The sequence below is a fragment of the Sphingobium sp. Cam5-1 genome (genome assembly GCF_015693305.1).
Lineage (GTDB): Bacteria > Pseudomonadota > Alphaproteobacteria > Sphingomonadales > Sphingomonadaceae > Sphingobium.
Window position 1 is genome coordinate 1995069 of sequence record NZ_CP065138.1, and the last position, 14054, is coordinate 2009122.

The 14054-nt window shown below is 66.9% G+C and carries 17 protein-coding genes; 7 read left to right on the plus strand and 10 right to left on the minus strand.

Going from position 1 to position 14054, the window contains the following annotated elements; translation table 11 throughout:
* Positions 1-311 precede the first annotated feature (311 nt).
* The 10 genes from IZV00_RS09950 to IZV00_RS21525 all read right to left on the minus strand — a co-directional run bounded on the left by IZV00_RS09950 (position 312) and on the right by IZV00_RS21525 (position 8172).
* A complete protein-coding gene (locus IZV00_RS09950) occupies positions 312-950 on the minus strand; it encodes a lytic transglycosylase domain-containing protein (RefSeq protein ID WP_196224504.1) in 639 nt (212 codons plus the stop codon).
* Positions 938-1534, minus strand: coding sequence for a conjugative transfer signal peptidase TraF (traF, locus tag IZV00_RS09955; RefSeq protein WP_230463172.1), 597 nt, complete (start codon positions 1532-1534; stop codon positions 938-940). Before traF ends, IZV00_RS09950 begins: the two co-directional genes overlap by 13 nt.
* Complete coding sequence (locus IZV00_RS09960; protein WP_329604456.1) at positions 1527-1859, minus strand: helix-turn-helix transcriptional regulator; 333 nt, start codon at positions 1857-1859, stop codon at positions 1527-1529. The genes traF and IZV00_RS09960 overlap by 8 nt, the downstream gene beginning before the upstream one ends.
* A gap of 83 nt (positions 1860-1942) precedes the next feature.
* Complete coding sequence (locus tag IZV00_RS09965; protein ID WP_196224505.1) at positions 1943-2263, minus strand: DUF736 domain-containing protein; 321 nt, start codon at positions 2261-2263, stop codon at positions 1943-1945.
* 569 nt (positions 2264-2832) lie between these two features.
* Positions 2833-3276 (minus strand): hypothetical protein, encoded by a 444-nt coding sequence (locus tag IZV00_RS09970; RefSeq protein ID WP_196224506.1) that lies wholly within the window; start codon positions 3274-3276, stop codon positions 2833-2835.
* A gap of 116 nt (positions 3277-3392) precedes the next feature.
* On the minus strand, positions 3393-5273 hold the full coding sequence (locus IZV00_RS09975) for a ParB/RepB/Spo0J family partition protein (RefSeq protein ID WP_196224507.1): 1881 nt from the start codon (positions 5271-5273) through the stop codon (positions 3393-3395).
* Positions 5274-5358: 85 nt separating this feature from the next.
* The gene (locus IZV00_RS09980) at positions 5359-5775 is read right to left on the minus strand and encodes a DUF2958 domain-containing protein (protein WP_196224508.1); all 417 of its coding nucleotides are present in this window, start codon (positions 5773-5775) and stop codon (positions 5359-5361) included.
* Complete coding sequence (locus IZV00_RS09985; protein WP_196224509.1) at positions 5772-6854, minus strand: ArdC family protein; 1083 nt, start codon at positions 6852-6854, stop codon at positions 5772-5774. Before IZV00_RS09985 ends, IZV00_RS09980 begins: the two co-directional genes overlap by 4 nt.
* Before the next feature lie 453 nt (positions 6855-7307).
* Positions 7308-7706: a DNA -binding domain-containing protein gene (locus IZV00_RS21520; RefSeq protein ID WP_443020042.1), complete on the minus strand. Its 399-nt coding sequence runs from the start codon at positions 7704-7706 to the stop codon at positions 7308-7310.
* 241 nt (positions 7707-7947) lie between these two features.
* On the minus strand, positions 7948-8172 hold the full coding sequence (locus IZV00_RS21525) for a transcriptional regulator domain-containing protein (protein WP_443020080.1): 225 nt from the start codon (positions 8170-8172) through the stop codon (positions 7948-7950).
* Positions 8173-8339: 167 nt separating this feature from the next.
* On the opposite strand from IZV00_RS21525, the gene IZV00_RS09995 reads away from it, so the two are divergent.
* The 7 genes from IZV00_RS09995 to IZV00_RS10025 all read left to right on the plus strand — a co-directional run bounded on the left by IZV00_RS09995 (position 8340) and on the right by IZV00_RS10025 (position 13986).
* Positions 8340-9113, plus strand: a complete 774-nt coding sequence (locus tag IZV00_RS09995) for a LuxR family transcriptional regulator (protein ID WP_230463173.1) — start codon at positions 8340-8342, stop codon at positions 9111-9113.
* A 57-nt stretch (positions 9114-9170) separates the two neighbouring features.
* Entirely contained in the window at positions 9171-9788 is a 618-nt protein-coding gene (locus IZV00_RS10000) for an acyl-homoserine-lactone synthase (RefSeq protein ID WP_196224511.1), read from the plus strand.
* A 17-nt stretch (positions 9789-9805) separates the two neighbouring features.
* Positions 9806-10684 carry a phytanoyl-CoA dioxygenase family protein gene (locus IZV00_RS10005; protein ID WP_196224512.1) on the plus strand — a complete coding sequence of 293 codons (879 nt, stop codon included), beginning with the start codon at positions 9806-9808 and terminating at the stop codon, positions 10682-10684.
* Positions 10681-11289, plus strand: a complete 609-nt coding sequence (locus IZV00_RS10010) for a GntR family transcriptional regulator (RefSeq protein WP_196224513.1) — start codon at positions 10681-10683, stop codon at positions 11287-11289. The genes IZV00_RS10005 and IZV00_RS10010 overlap by 4 nt, the downstream gene beginning before the upstream one ends.
* A gap of 122 nt (positions 11290-11411) precedes the next feature.
* A complete protein-coding gene (locus tag IZV00_RS10015; protein WP_196224514.1) occupies positions 11412-11531 on the plus strand; it encodes a benenodin family lasso peptide in 120 nt (39 codons plus the stop codon).
* A 2-nt stretch (positions 11532-11533) separates the two neighbouring features.
* Complete coding sequence (locus IZV00_RS10020; protein WP_196224515.1) at positions 11534-12247, plus strand: lasso peptide biosynthesis B2 protein; 714 nt, start codon at positions 11534-11536, stop codon at positions 12245-12247.
* A complete protein-coding gene (locus IZV00_RS10025) occupies positions 12247-13986 on the plus strand; it encodes an asparagine synthase-related protein (RefSeq protein WP_196224516.1) in 1740 nt (579 codons plus the stop codon). The genes IZV00_RS10020 and IZV00_RS10025 overlap by 1 nt, the downstream gene beginning before the upstream one ends.
* Positions 13987-14054: the final 68 nt, after the last annotated feature.

The following is a 14054-nucleotide window of genomic DNA, read 5'->3' on the forward strand; positions in this document are numbered from 1 at the left end:
TCGCTTGACGTCCTCATCATCGAGGACAGACCTCCGGAGACGGGTGGCGGAGCGGCTGTCAGGGCCGCTGGAGGCGTAGCCGGAAGCGCCGCGAAGCGGCGGCGGAGGAACCGATTTTGTTGCGCCAAAAACGAAAAGACTCGGCTGCGCAGCAGCCTTCCGTTTCGCGGCAAAATTGGAGGGGCCGCCGGCCTTGCACAGCCGCTTTGCCGCCCGTCATACTGGGCCTTGCTCGAGACGAGCCCCTCCCACCTCTGCCATGCGCACCGTCTTCGCGACCAACGCCTTGCGACGCCGCCACCCATGCTTGCTCAGCGGGGAGCGCGAACGGCGAACAGCGGATCTGGTGACGCATCCGGCGTGCGCGATGGTGGCAGGTTGCCGGATTTCGCGGCGGTGCTGAGCACGACGAACAACGGTGGCGGCGAACTGCGCGTAGCCGATAGCGCGGACGAGAATTCCTGCGGCGCCGTACCCGTTACCGTGGCGAGATAGGCGCGCGTCTCTCCCGGCAACGGGCGCCCGGTGGCGAGATAGGCGGCATAGCGGCCCGGACCTGCGTTATAGGCGCCGAACAGCCCCGGATAGCCGAAGCGGTCGTACATCGCGCGCAGATAGGCCGTGCCCGCCAGGATATTGTCACGCGGATCGTGAGGATTGAAGCCGAGGCCGTAAGTCGCGCGCATCGCCTTCCAGGTCGCCGGCATCAGTTGCATCAGCCCCATCGCGCCCGCCCGGCTCGTGATCGGCCGCCCGTCCAGCATGGTCATGCCGCCGCTTTCGGCACGCATCACCCGCTCAATCCAGGCCACGGGCACGCCGAACCGCGCCGAGGCTTCGGCGATCTCGGCGTGCCAGCGGGATACCGGATCGCTTCCTTGCGAGTTGGCACCGGCAGGCGCCGCGGCGAGCAGCGCGAGGCCAAGCGCGAGCGTCTTCAGCGCAGCCACAGCGGGATCGCCCTGCCGATGACATCGCGCGCAGATGTCGGCCCGAAATAGCGTCCGTCGAACGAGTCCGGGGTCTCGGCCATGAGCAGAAAGACCATGCCCGGGGCCAGCCGGATGCAGCCCTGCCAGGCGGGCAGCGGACGGCCTGCGGCGTCTGCTGCGCGGCGCAGGGCAACCGGTCTACCGTTCACTGTCACGGTGCGATCGGTGCCGCAGATCGTATCGCCGGCGACCGCCACCACGCGCTTCACCAGCGGTACGTTCGCAGGCAGATAGCGGCGGTGCGCGGCGAGTTGCCGTGCTGCGGCTGGCGGCCAGGCGATCACCATGTCGCCGCGTCCAGGTGCGGTGCCGGGCGATACGGCATAGAGGCCGATCGGCGCGCTGGCACTGGCGTTCCAGACCAGTCGCGGCAGCGGCGGCTGGGCAATCGTGAGGCCCAAGGCAGCCATGCCGATCCCAAGCAGCACTGTCCGGCGCAGCCACTTTCGGCGGACCCGGGCCATGCGCTGGCGCTGCGCGCGCTGCTCCTTTTCCCAGGCGAACAGCGGCAGCGGGCGGGTCTTGGGAGGCGGCTCAACCATGGTTGCCTCCGCGTGCGCGGGCCACCGACCAGGCCTCGATATCGTCGATATGATAGCGCCAGGTGCGGCCGTGCAGACGGCATTTCGGACCCGTTCCCATCTGACGCAGGCGCTTCAGCGTCGAATAGGCGAGGCCGAGATGAAAGGCCGCCTGCTTGGCGGTCAGGAAGGGGCAAGTCTCGCGCGCGGCCTGCGCGCGTGCCCCGATATCTTTCGCGGTGTCGTCCATGATTCCGGTCCATCCATGCCGCCGCTTCGTGCGCCAGCTGATGAGCGCGGAATGGATCGATCCGGCCGTCTTCGGCAGGGTCGCAAATCGGCCCATGCGATTCCGCCCCCCTTGTTGCCCTGACTTTTGAGGGCCGGCGGCGAGTGCCCCGCGCCCGGTTCGGGCGCGGGGCGGTTTGCTCAGTCAGCGGGATTCCAGATGATCGCGAAGGCATCCTCGTCATCCTGCCCGGCAGCGCGGCCGAGATTGGCGTAGAGCCGGCGCGGGCCGAATTCGGGGGCTGCGAGCGACAGGGACACATAGTCGCGGCCGCTCATTTCGCCGCGCCGGACCCATCCCGCACCGACCTCGACGCCTGCCGCCGACACGCGGTAGTCGGGCTGGGTGTCGCCGGACTTGCGGGTGTTGGGAACGATCTCGATCTCGGTGCGGATCGAAAGCGTCCTGAGCTGGCCCTTGAAGCCGTTTCCGTCGCGGGTGACATAACCGATGGCTGGCATTGTTCGTCTCCTTGAAAAGTCGCCCCGAACCGTTTCCGGGCGATGGGCGGACCAAAGGGACGGCGCGAAGCAGGTACGCGAACCGGTAGGCCGGAGCGGTAGCGGAGGACCGGAGCCAGCGGCTTATTTGAGAGCGAAGCGCCCGCGAGGAGCCCGCACGCTCGGGGTCCTCATGCGGCCTGCCGCATGGGGTGAGCGCGGGCGGGGAAATAAGCCGCATGGCGATGGTTTGGCGGGACTGCGGCCGTCCCAGGTCATGCGCCCGAGGAGCCGGAAACGGCGCGGGGTACAGTAGGAAATCTGACGACAATGCCGCCGGTTCATCCTCGCGATGGACTGGTCGAGGACCGCGCGGACGCGCCACCACGCGATCAGATGACCCCCAGCAGGCTACGGCGATGCTTCCCGCATTTCCGGCCCCGTGGCCAATGGCGGCAGGCCAGAGGTTCGGGTCCGGTACGGATGGCGACAAAGGCAAACACAAGGACGGCCATCGCCCTCGGCCCGCCAGGGCTGCGCCGGCTCTACGCCAATCTCGGCCGCGCCAGCAGGCCGGGGCACGTCGATATTCAGGGCATCAGACGCAGCGGCGGTACGGCGAAATCGCCCGCCGCGAAGTGGGCGAGGATAGCCTCGTAGCTGCCGAGACGCTCGACGGTGCAGCGGCCGATGAGGAGATAGTCGTCCTCGTCGGCGGCATAGCACTGCACCTCGCCCGTGCCGGTGAACACCGCGCGCTCGGCGCCCCATTGGCCCGCATAGGCGCCGGACCAGCGCGCGAAGGGCAGCCCCTGGGCGACGCACCAGCTTTCCAGCGCTTCGAACCGGCCCCAGGCCACTTCATGCGCCATGAGTTCGAGCGGCGCGGCTTCAGGCAACATGGCAAGCGTGAAGGGCTCGCCATCCCATTCGGTGGACAGCGCCTCCGCTTCAACAAGGGCAGCAAGTTCAGGCAGGAGCGATCGCGGCAGGGTGCCGCCGATCGTGATGCTCGCGGATACGCGGTCGGCCATGAGGGTCTCCTTTCTCCGCGCGCCCGAGCCCGACAGGGCGAGGGCGCGCGGTCGAAATTTTCAAGGGTTGTAAGGCAGCGGGCGGCGGCGCTTCGCGCTCCGCCGCCCGCGACAGATCAGGCGGCGAGCCGGTCGGTCCCGGCCTCTTCGTCGGGGTCCGGCAAGGCCATAACCGTGCCCGGTGCGCTGGGATCGGGGTCATCATCGCCCGGCGTCCGCCGCTCGACCTCGCGCGCGGCCTGCGCCTTGGCATGGGCAGAGACGGTGCCGACGCCGCCGCGCGCCGTATATGCGGTGGGCGGGAAAGCCATCCAGCGCGGCACCCAGTTTTCGCGCCGGTCGCGCCCATTGGTGCCGTCCAGATGATCGCGCACGATGCGTTTCTGCGTCTTGGTCTTCTCTTGCCGATTGGCGCTGGCGACGCTTTCGCCCGCCACCTCGGTGACGATGCGGGTCAGCACTTCCCGGTCACGGATCAGCTCGAAGAAGGCATCATCTGCCTGCCAGTAGCGGGTCATATCGACGCCGATCTCCATCCCCACCGCTTCGACGGCGGCGCTGCCGGAGGCCAGGGTTTCTCCCATGACGATGGCGATCACGTCCATGACGACCATGTCGGGAAGGTCGAGCAGGCGCTGGAACACGCCGACGACGCCATAGTCATCACCATTGCCGCCGGTCACGGTCGGCTCCTCGGGCGAGAAGCCGAGAACCGCCAATACCGCGCGGCGATGTTCGTCGAAGGTCGCCTCGGCGCGGCTGTTGTCGATACTCTCGCGCACCTCGTCGTTGCTTGTTCGTTGCGGCTCGGGCTTGACCGACCAGAGGTGCGAGCCGGTGATGGCATGGGCAACCATCAGCCGCAGTGCGATCCTCGGATGGGAGAGCATCACGGCGCGGACGGCGGCGTGGCGATGCAGGTCGATATAGGTCTGCATCGTCGATGTCACTTCTGGCCGCGTGGACTTCTGCCCACCCCCGACACCGTTCTCCGATCCTTCCGCCTTGGCGAGGCGCGCGGCCTCCCTGCGGCTGATATAGCCCTCGTGGACGATCACCTCGCCGGAGGCGCGAACATCGAAATAGACGCGCCCGCCCTTGCGCTTGCCCGCCTTCTCATACTCCCATGTCGAGAAATGATCGGACGGCGGCACGATGATCGCATCGGCCCAGCCCTGCTCGACATAGGCGGCGCGCTTCGCCTTGATGGCCGCATTCTGCGCGGTCCAGAAGGCATCGGCATCGGCGACATAACGGTCGTCGCCGAACAGGTCGGCGACCGTGGCAAGCCCGCTCGCCTCGATGTCGAACAGCGCGTGGCGCGCCGGGATCGACTGCCCGCCGAAGAGCCATGCTTTGAGCTGATGGCCGGTCGGGACATAGCTGTCGGGATCGTCGGCGAGCGCCAGCCACGCCTTTTGCTGGCTCTTTGACGCCATGGTCAGATGGCGCACGGTCGTCGCGTCGATCTCTTCCCGGCGGTAAAGCTCGCGGATGGCGGGGAGCAGGTTGCCGAGCGCGAGCACGCGGCGGACGGCAAGATCGGGCAGGCCGAAAGTGGCGGCGATGTCTTCGACCTTGCGGCCTTCCTTGACCAGCCGGGTGAAGGTTTCCCACTGCGTCACCTCGTCGGGATCGAGCCGTGCCAGATTTTCGATCAGCGAGGCTTCGACGGCGGCGGCATCGTCGCCCGCGTCGAGGATCGCACAGGGCAGCAGCGCCATGTCGGCATCGGCTTCGGCAGCGCCGTCCCTGGCCGCGCGGCGTTCCTCGGCGACGATCCTCGCGGCGTGGAAGCGGCGGCTTCCGGCGATGATTTCATAAGCGCCATCTTCAGCTTTGGGGGCCGCACAGTTCGGGCGGACGATGACCGGCTGGATGACGCCACGGCTGCGCACGGTCGGCAGGATGTCGGAGACATCGGGCGCCTTCCTGCCGTAGCGCATGTTGGCCTTGCTCACGACCAGCTTGTCGAGCGGGATGAATTCGAGTTTCATGTCAGCACTCCTTGTGAGTGCCGGTCCGTCGATCTTTCCGGGTGGGCGGACCGGCTTTGCGAAAAGCGGCGTTACGCGCCGCGCGTCATCCGCCGTTCCCCTCGTCGGGATCGGTCGGAAGCTCGGGAACCGGCGCTGCTTCGATGCGCCAGATGATCGATTGGGCCTCTCGGATCGAACCGGCGCGGCGCGCGGTGTCGGCCCAGACCGACAGGCTGGTGCTGGTCGAAAAGCCGATGTCGCGTTCGATGGTCATTCCGAACGGCAGATGGAGCCGCGCGATCTCGCCAAGCGAGAAATAGCCGAGTTCGGGACAGCCGAACCCCAGGTCGGCGAGGCCGAACAGTGTATCGCCATCGTCCAGCAGTTCGGTCGCGAGCCATGTCGCCGCGCCTACGGGCGAGAACAATTTGACGACCGGCGCGGGGTCGTGATCGCTCTTGGCGGAGCGGTCGGCGTTGATGCGCAGTGCCGCGTGAAGTTCGGGGGTGAGCAGGATCATGCTGCGAGCCTCCCGTCCTGCGGGGCTTGGCGTTCGCCAGTGCCGCCTTGGGTGGCCTCGGCCTGAACCGCCTCGACCTGCGCGGCGGCGTGCTTCGCCAGCAGCCAGTCGGCGGCCTTGCTGGCCGCGCTTGCGGCGCGGAAGATCGCGCGATTATCCTCGCGCAGCACGTCCAGCCAGTTCGCCAGATAGTCGGCATGGCGGACGGTCGGTACGATACCGAGCGCGGCGCAGAGGAAAGCCGATCCCATTTCGGCGATCAGTTCCTCGCGGGCATAGTCCTTGGTGCCAAAGCCGGTGGTGAGATTGCGCGCCAGCCGTGAAGCGTGGCCGGTCGCGTGGGTCAGTTCGTGCAGGCAGGTGCGGTAATAATTGATCTGCTCGAAGAAGGCCGGTTGTGCGGGAACCTGTACATAATCATGCGCCGGGACATAGAAGGCGCGGTCGCCCCCGACGCGGAAATCGATGCCGCTTGCTGCGATCACTTCCTCGGCGACCGGCACGATCTGGCGCTCGGGCAAGGGGATCGGATCGGGGGCGAGGCCGGGGCGCAGCCCTTCGCATTGGGCGACGTTGAACACGGTGAAGCGTTTCAGGAACGGAATGGTCTTGGCGTCGCCGCCGGTTTCGACGGCGCGCGCCTTCTCGGCCTCGGGGGTGAAGCGGTCGGCATAGACGACGGTCGTGCCGCGCTCGCCCTTGCGAACGCAGCCGCCCGCTTCCAGCGCCTGCTTGAAGGTCAACCAGCCCTGCGAGGGATAGCCATGCTCGATGACCGCACCCCACAGGATCAGGACATTGACGCCCGAATAGCGCCGCGCGGTCAGCGCATTGCGCGGCAGACCGGGACCGATCGCGCTACCGCCCGCGTCGGGCTGGCCCCATGGCTGAACCCACGGGAAGCGGCCTGCCTCAAGCTCGCCGATGATCCGCGCCGTCACCTCGTCATAAAGGTTCGCGCGGTTCGTCTCGGTCCCGCTGCTTTCCGTCCGGGTCTTGGCCGGGACCGGCTTTCCGCCCTTGTTCGCTTGGGGTTTGCGGCCCTTGCCGGACACGCGATGGCCAGTGGAAGCACACATCGTTCACCTCCTCAAACCACCCCAAAACCAGCATGGCCTCCCCGAAAAGCGGGGGTGGGCGGCAGGATGCGACCGGAAAGGCCCGCCGCGAGCGGCGCCTGCACCCAAGCCGGGGCCCCGTCGCGCCAGCGATGGGGTGGCGCAGGGCCGGAACGACAGTGGAGGAGCCGGTCCCGAGCGCAGCCGAGGGCCGGCTTGCCGGCGACGCGGGCGGGCCTAGCAGGGAGCGCCGCCCACCCGCGCTTGACCGGGAGAGGCCGCCAACAGCGCCGCCGCGCGTCCGCGCGGCGGCCGCGTCAAGGACGGGCGCAGCCCGTCCGCCCGCGCCAGACGATCGTTACCGACAGGACGAGACCCGGTGAAAGCCGGGGCTCGGTGGCGAAGGCGACGGAAAGCCATTGACGTGGCCGAGCCATAGAGCGCGGTCGCGCCGTCAGGCGCGAGGCGCCCAGATCAGTCTCGATCGTTGCACAGGTCTTCACCGTCACGCTGCAGCTTGTCCGGCAATCGCACATGCCGCCGCATCAAATCGCGATATCCGCCCTGCGCCAGAGCCTTCGCCTCGCGCACCAGCCGGCGGATCCGCGAACGCAGCGAGTCGGAACGGTCGTTCCAGTCCTCGGTTACGCGCGCCTCGCCGAACAGCACGGCGCCGATTTCGCGCTGGCTTGCACCGTCGGCCAGCGCGTCGTGGACACGCAGCAACCGGATACCGCGGTCGACCCAGGGATCATGCGGAAACAGCGTGCGGGCGAAGTGGCGATGGCGATACAGGTGGAGAAGACGGCGCAGCGGCAGGATGCCCGCCTCGGCGCTGCCGAGCCCATTCAGCCGATAGTGGAGATGGACCAACGTCTCACCCGCCAGCCGGCCTTGCGCGACATCGAGACGGATATGATGGTGGCCGTCCGAGAGGACGGCATGGTCACGTCCTCCCGAATCGGTGACGACGGTCAGCCAAGATGCGACCCGCTGCAGATCGAGGCCATCGGGATCGGCGCGATCGGTCGGGATCGCTGCAACGCAGAGGGTCGCGGGATCGAGATCGGCATGCCAGATGATCCGTGCCTCGGGTGCCGACCGGGCCGGATCTTCAGCGAAAGTGCAGCCCCCACACGCGCGGATCGGCGCTGCCGCGGGTGATGCTGCTTGCCTGGGCGTACCAGGCGATATAGTCGGGGTCGCGACGCAGCCACTCCCACATGAGGCCGGCACGATCGATCCCGCGCAGACGCGCATAAGCGGTGCTCTCGCGCCACACCCGCAGCAGCGTCACGGGCTGGAACCCGCGAAAAGCGCGGCGACGCGCATGTTGCATCGCACAAGACAACTTCTGCGCGCCTGCCCAACATGATATGACACTTCCATGACAGGAGTCGCCCGGCGACGGCTTGAGGCCCCGCCGCCTGGCCCACAGGACGAAGGAAGGGCGATCGCCGGAATCCGGGCGCCACGAGACCCCGCCGACGGTCGCGACAGGACCAGATGCCTTTTTCGGGCATGGCGATGCAGCTTGCGCGCATCGTCGAAACGGTCGAAAGCACCGACGACCTTGCGGCGGCCATGGCCGCCATCAGCGTGGAACTGGGCTTTCAGTATTTCGCGCTCAGCCATCATGTCGATGTCGCCGCTGCCGGTGACGCGGCCATTCGTCTGCATAATTATCCCAAGCGCTGGGCGGACTATTATGACGAGAACGCTCTGGGCGTGAGCGATCCGGTGCACCGCGCCAGCCATGTCACCAGCATCGGCTTTCCCTGGTCGCAGATGGCGGCGATGATTCCGCTGACGCCGGGCGATCATCGTATCCTGGCGCTCGGGAGAGTGCAGGGCATCGGCGACGGCTTCACTGTCCCGGCTCATGTTCCGGGCGAAGCGCGCGGTTCCTGCTCCTTTGCGAGCGAGGCGGGACGGCCGCTTCCGCAGGCCATGCTGCCGCTGGCGCAGCTCGCCGGTAATTTCGCCTTCGAAGCGGCGCGCCGGCTCTGGATAGGACGTGGCGGGCATCTGCTCCGGCGCGGCCCGGTCCTGACCGACCGCCAGCGCGACTGCGTGCTGTGGGTCGCGCGCGGCAAGGGCGACTGGGAAATCAGCCGTATCCTGGGGATCAGCGAGGAGACGGTGGCCAGGCATATCAAGCAGGCCTGCGCGCGCTATGGTGTGAACAAGCGGACATTGCTGGTGATCCGGACGCTGTTCGACGGAACGCTCACTTTCTCGGATATCTTCCGCCGTCGCTATGCCCCTTTTCGGGCATAGCCGGGAGACCGGCATTTCGCCGACCCTCGGCCGATCACGGCCAAGGGAGCAAGAGCCATGCTGCATATCCTGCAATCCGCACCGCCCTCCACGTCGGACGCGGTGCTGCGCGCGATGTTCGCCGCGCGCAAGTCGGTCTTCGTCGACCTGCTCAAATGGGACGTCCCGGTCCTCGAGGACCGCTATAAAGTCGACCAGTTCGACGACCTCAATGCGACCTATCTGATCCTTACCGAGCCCGATGGATCGCATCTGGGCTCGGCGCGCCTGCTGCCGACCGTGCGCCCGCACATCCTCGACAGTCTCTACCCGGATCTCTGCGAGGAGGCGCCGCCGCGCGCGCCGGACATTTTCGAGATTACCCGCTTCTGTCTCGACCGCCGCTTGCGGGCACCCGAGCGCCGCGCGGTGCGCGATACGCTGGTGACCGCACTGGTCGATCATGCGCTGGACCACGGCATCACCGCCTATAGCGCGATCGCTGAAATGGGCTGGTTCCAGCAGATCCTGGCCTTCGGCTGGCGCTGCCGTCCGCTCGGGTTGCCGCGACACGTCGATGGCGCGATGCTGGCCGGGCTGCGCATCGATATCGCTTCCGACACGCCGGGCCTGCTCGCCGCCGCAGGCATCCACCCGGCGGCGACAATCGGCGACGGCCGGCGCATCGCAGCCTGAGCGAAGGGAGGACGACAATGATCGACATGCCCGACCTTTCCGGCGAGATCGCCCGCCGCGCGCGCGACCTCCTCGACCATGGCTGGTGCATCCTCCCCGATGCCCTGCCGCCTGCGCAGATTCGCGCGCTCGATGATGAACTGGCAGGTGATTTCGCCGCGACGCCCTTCGGCCAGGGCGGCTTCTATGGCAGCACGACCAAGCGGTTCGGCCGCCTGCTCAAACGAACGCCGCGGGCCGCCGCACTGGTCCAGCACCAGTGCATTCTCGGTATTGTCGAGGCCGTGCTCGCGCCTTGGTGCGAGTGTATCCAGCTCAATACGACCCAGGCGATCGCGGTCCATCCCGGCGCGCCGGCGCAATTGCCGCACCGCGACCAGGATATGTGGCGCGGACCGGTGGGCGAGATCGAATATCTCGTCAACGTGATGTGGCCGCTCACCGAGTTCACGGCCGAGAACGGCGCCACACGCCTTTGGGCAGGCAGCCACGGCGTCCATGCCCTGACCGAGGTGGACGGTGTTCCTTTCGCCGCCGGGATGCGACCCGGTGCGGCGCTCCTGTTCCTGGGATCGACGCTTCACGGTGCCGGGGCGAACCGCACGCGAGACGTGCGGCGCGGGATCGTGATCGGCTATTCGCTGGGCTGGCTCAAGCCTTATGAGAATCAATGGCTGGCCTATCCGCCGGAAGTCGCGCGCGCATTTCCGCGCGATCTGGCCGCGCTGGCCGGATACCGCCAGCATCGGCCCAATCTCGGCAATTTCGAGGGACAATGTCCTTCGGTGCTGCTGGGTGCGCACGCGGTCCGGCCGCTGGGGGCCGTCGATGCGCTGAGGCCCGACCAGCAGGCTCTGCTCGAAGCCTACATGCGAGGGCAGCGAGAGGCGCCATGAATGCAGGGTCGACCGCCGAACGGGTCCATGAGGCGCTGCGCGCGCAGATCATGAGCCGCGAGTTCCGGCCGGGTGACAGGCTCGACCCGGCGCTGCTCGCCGCGCCTCTGGCTTCCAGCGTCACACCCGTGCGCGACGCGCTCCACAGACTCACCGGCGAGGGGCTGGTGGAGACCCGCACTGCCGGCGGCTTTCATGTCCCGGCGATGGATGAACCGGGTCTGGAGGATCTCTATGACTGGTCGGCCGAACTGCTGCTGCTGGCGATCCGGGCATGGCCAGGCCCGGCCACACCGCCGCCCCTCGGCGATATCCCGGACGACGCGGCTCTGGCCAACCGGACTGCGGCGATGTTTCTGGCCATCGCCCGCCATTCGGCCAATCGCGAGCACGCACTTGCCGTCGACCGGCTCAACGCCCGCCTTCATGCCGTTCGGACCGTCGAAGAGCATGTACTCGACGGGGCCGGCGCCGAACTGGAGGCGCTGTGGCTGGCCGTCCGGACCGCCGAACGCAAGGACCTGAAAACCCTATGCCGCAGCTATCATCGCCGCCGCCGCAGGGCCGCAGCCGATATCGTGCGCGCCGTCTATCGGGCTGGCTGACACCGGCCGCCGCACTGGCCCGCCAAACAAAATCGATATAGAATCCATATAAAGTTCGGATAGCCAGTCGCGCTCCATAGTCTGCCATGGCTGCATTTCGCAGCAGGACGAAGGAGTGCATCATGGAACGTGAAGACGATGTGATCGAACTCGGTACCGCGAGCGTCGAAACCAAGGGCGGCGCGGGCCTGGTCATCGATGCCAAGAACGGCCAGCAGCCTTTCGGCATTGCCGAAGACTGACGGTGTCGGCGCGCGGTTCCACGGGATCGCGCGCCGATCTTCGGGCTTCGATCATGGGCTTCTCCTTGCGCGACGGCATCTCCTTCTGCCGCGTCGGCGACCGGACCATCTTCCTCGACATTCTGGCTGACCGGTATTTCTGTCTGTCGCAGGCCGCCGAGCGTAGCTTCATGGATCTCGTGGAAAGCGGTGCCCAGCAAGAGGACGAACATCTGCGGGGGCTGGTTGCGCGCGGTCTGCTGATCCCATCATCATCTTCAGCTGCACCTCACCCAGGCGGCCCGGTCCGGGTGCCGCAGGCAAGCATGCTGGACCTGAGCCTTCCTCCGCCGGGCTTCACCGGGACAATCAGCGCCTTGTCCTGCCTGGCTGCGGCCCGCCTGCGATTGAAGATGGCGGGTTTCGGCCGGACGCTTTCCTGGTTGTCCGCCCGCAAGGCGCGGTTGCCACGCTCCAGGGCGATACCGGACGGGCAGGCCGATCGGATCGCGGCCGGTTTTGCCTCGGCGGCACGCTTTTCCAGCCAGTTCGACAATTGCCTTGCCCATTCGATAGCGATGGCATCGCACATGATTGCGAAAGGATTGCTGCCGCAGGTTGTGCTGGGTGTGCAACTCGGGCCGTTCTCGGCCCATTGCTGGGTCCAGTATGGCGACCGGCTCGTCAACGACCGCTTCGACATGGTTCGCACCTTCACGCCGATACTGGTCATCTGATGGGCCGGCGGTTTCTCGCCATGCTGGCAATTACGGACCAGCCGATCCCTCGAGACCGGATCGAGATGGCACGCAAGGACGTGACCTCGCTCACACCGCTGATCGAGACAGACCGTTTCATGTTGTGGAGCGATCACAGGCACGGAATCGCACACGCTGCCGGCCATGCCGTGATCGGCGAGATATTCGACCGCGGCAGTACGCGGCCGGAAATCACACTTGATGAAACGATGTGGATCGCCATCGCCCAGTCGCGCGGGCAGAAGCTGATCGAGCGCTACTGGGGCAGCTATGTCGCCTTCATTACCGGCGATGCGGCGGTGACGATATTGCGAGCGCCGATGGGTGATCTGGGATGCTATTACATCCGATTGGATGGCGTCCTGATGATCGCTTCCGATCTGGCGCTGCTGTCAGACCTCGGATGCCGCTTCGCCGTCGATCCGTATGCCCTCGCGCGCCATATCGCCCATCCCGAATGGCGCCGGACTGAAACCTGCCTGGAAAACCTGAAGGAACTTCGCGGCGGAGATCGTCTGGTGGCATCGGCGGAGGGCGTGAAGCACGAGACGCTATGGTCGCCCTGGTCGTTTGTCACCCGCGACCGGATGATCGAGGATCCTCGCGAGGCCGCCCGCGCCGTACGCAACGCCGTTCATCTTGCCGTGCGGGCTCGTGCCGCCGGACACGGCCGCCTCGTCCTGCTGCTCTCGGGCGGACTGGATTCGGCGATCGTCGCTGCAAGCCTGAAGGCGGCTGACGCCGATGTCGTCGGTCTCAACCTCATCGGGGACGATGCCGCGAGCGACGAAAGGCACTATGCCGCGATGGTGGCCCGGTCGGCCGGTGTCGAACTGCTGAGCAGGACATTCGACGCAGAACGTGTCGATGTCCGCCGCTCCGGTGCGGCCCATATGCCCTATCCGGTGCATCGCTGCTTTACGCAGGCCCAGGATGCGATCGCCGCCGAAGCCGCCGCACGATGCGGAGCCGATGTTCTCATGGATGGCGGCGGCGGTGACAATGTCTTCTTTGCCTCCCGGACCGTCTCCATCCTCGCAGACTGCCTTGTTTTCAGTGGTTTCGACAGAAGGTTCTGGGACGCTGCACGGGCACTTGGCGATCTCGGGCAGGCAGGGACATGGGCGCTGGCCTGTCGCGCGGCGCATCGCGCTTGGTGTCGCTCGCCAGCCCCCCGTCAGCCGCCGGCGGTCGAGTTTCTCTCCGATGCGGCGCGCGCCACGGTCGATGACGCGCCCACACATCCGTGGTTCCTGCCGCCGACGGGTGTCCTCCCCGGCCGGGCCAGCCATGTTGCCTTGCTCGCCCCGGCGCAGAATCTGGTGGAGGCCATCAATGCCCAGGCGCTGACGCGCGCGATTTCGCCGCTCGCCTCGCAGCCGGTGGTCGAGGCCTGCCTGCGTATACCGAGCTGGCATTGGCTTGCGCCGGGGCGGGACCGGGCTGCCGCACGCCAAGCCTTCGAACCCGATCTTCCCGAGGCCATCGTTTCGCGCCGATCAAAAGGCACGCCCACCGGCTTTGTTGCGGCGATTTTCGAGCGAAACCGGCAGACCATTCGCGACATGCTGCTCTGCGGCCACCTGGCCAGCCTTGGCTTGATCGACCGGAACAAGATTTCACAGGCGTTCGCAACACCGGGACCAGTCCGCAATTTGCGCTTCGTGGGGATCATGGAACTGGTCGACGCCGAAGCTTGGGCCGCAGCTCGCAGTTAAACGTCACAACTTGGGACGAATTTTTAAGCGGCGAAGGTCGAAGAAGGGTAAGGACAACCGCTTCACAG

Bases quoted from the DNA above. Each gene is read 5' to 3' on its own strand.
- IZV00_RS09975 (WP_196224507.1), bottom strand. From the start codon at position 5,273: ATGAAACTCGAATTCATCCCGCTCGACAAGCTGGTCGTGAGCAAGGCC.
- IZV00_RS10000 (WP_196224511.1), top strand. From the start codon at position 9,171: ATGCTGCATATCCTGCAATCCGCACCGCCCTCCACGTCGGACGCGGTG.
- traF (WP_230463172.1), bottom strand. From the start codon at position 1,534: ATGGTTGAGCCGCCTCCCAAGACCCGCCCGCTGCCGCTGTTCGCCTGG.
- IZV00_RS10015 (WP_196224514.1), top strand. From the start codon at position 11,412: ATGGAACGTGAAGACGATGTGATCGAACTCGGTACCGCGAGCGTCGAA.
- IZV00_RS09980 (WP_196224508.1), bottom strand. From the start codon at position 5,775: ATGATCCTGCTCACCCCCGAACTTCACGCGGCACTGCGCATCAACGCC.
- IZV00_RS10025 (WP_196224516.1), top strand. From the start codon at position 12,247: ATGGGCCGGCGGTTTCTCGCCATGCTGGCAATTACGGACCAGCCGATC.
- IZV00_RS10005 (WP_196224512.1), top strand. From the start codon at position 9,806: ATGATCGACATGCCCGACCTTTCCGGCGAGATCGCCCGCCGCGCGCGC.
- IZV00_RS21525 (WP_443020080.1), bottom strand. From the start codon at position 8,172: ATGCAACATGCGCGTCGCCGCGCTTTTCGCGGGTTCCAGCCCGTGACG.
- IZV00_RS10010 (WP_196224513.1), top strand. From the start codon at position 10,681: ATGAATGCAGGGTCGACCGCCGAACGGGTCCATGAGGCGCTGCGCGCG.
- IZV00_RS09970 (WP_196224506.1), bottom strand. From the start codon at position 3,276: ATGGCCGACCGCGTATCCGCGAGCATCACGATCGGCGGCACCCTGCCG.
- IZV00_RS09960 (WP_329604456.1), bottom strand. From the start codon at position 1,859: ATGGGCCGATTTGCGACCCTGCCGAAGACGGCCGGATCGATCCATTCC.
- IZV00_RS09995 (WP_230463173.1), top strand. From the start codon at position 8,340: ATGCCTTTTTCGGGCATGGCGATGCAGCTTGCGCGCATCGTCGAAACG.
- IZV00_RS09965 (WP_196224505.1), bottom strand. From the start codon at position 2,263: ATGCCAGCCATCGGTTATGTCACCCGCGACGGAAACGGCTTCAAGGGC.
- IZV00_RS09985 (WP_196224509.1), bottom strand. From the start codon at position 6,854: ATGTGTGCTTCCACTGGCCATCGCGTGTCCGGCAAGGGCCGCAAACCC.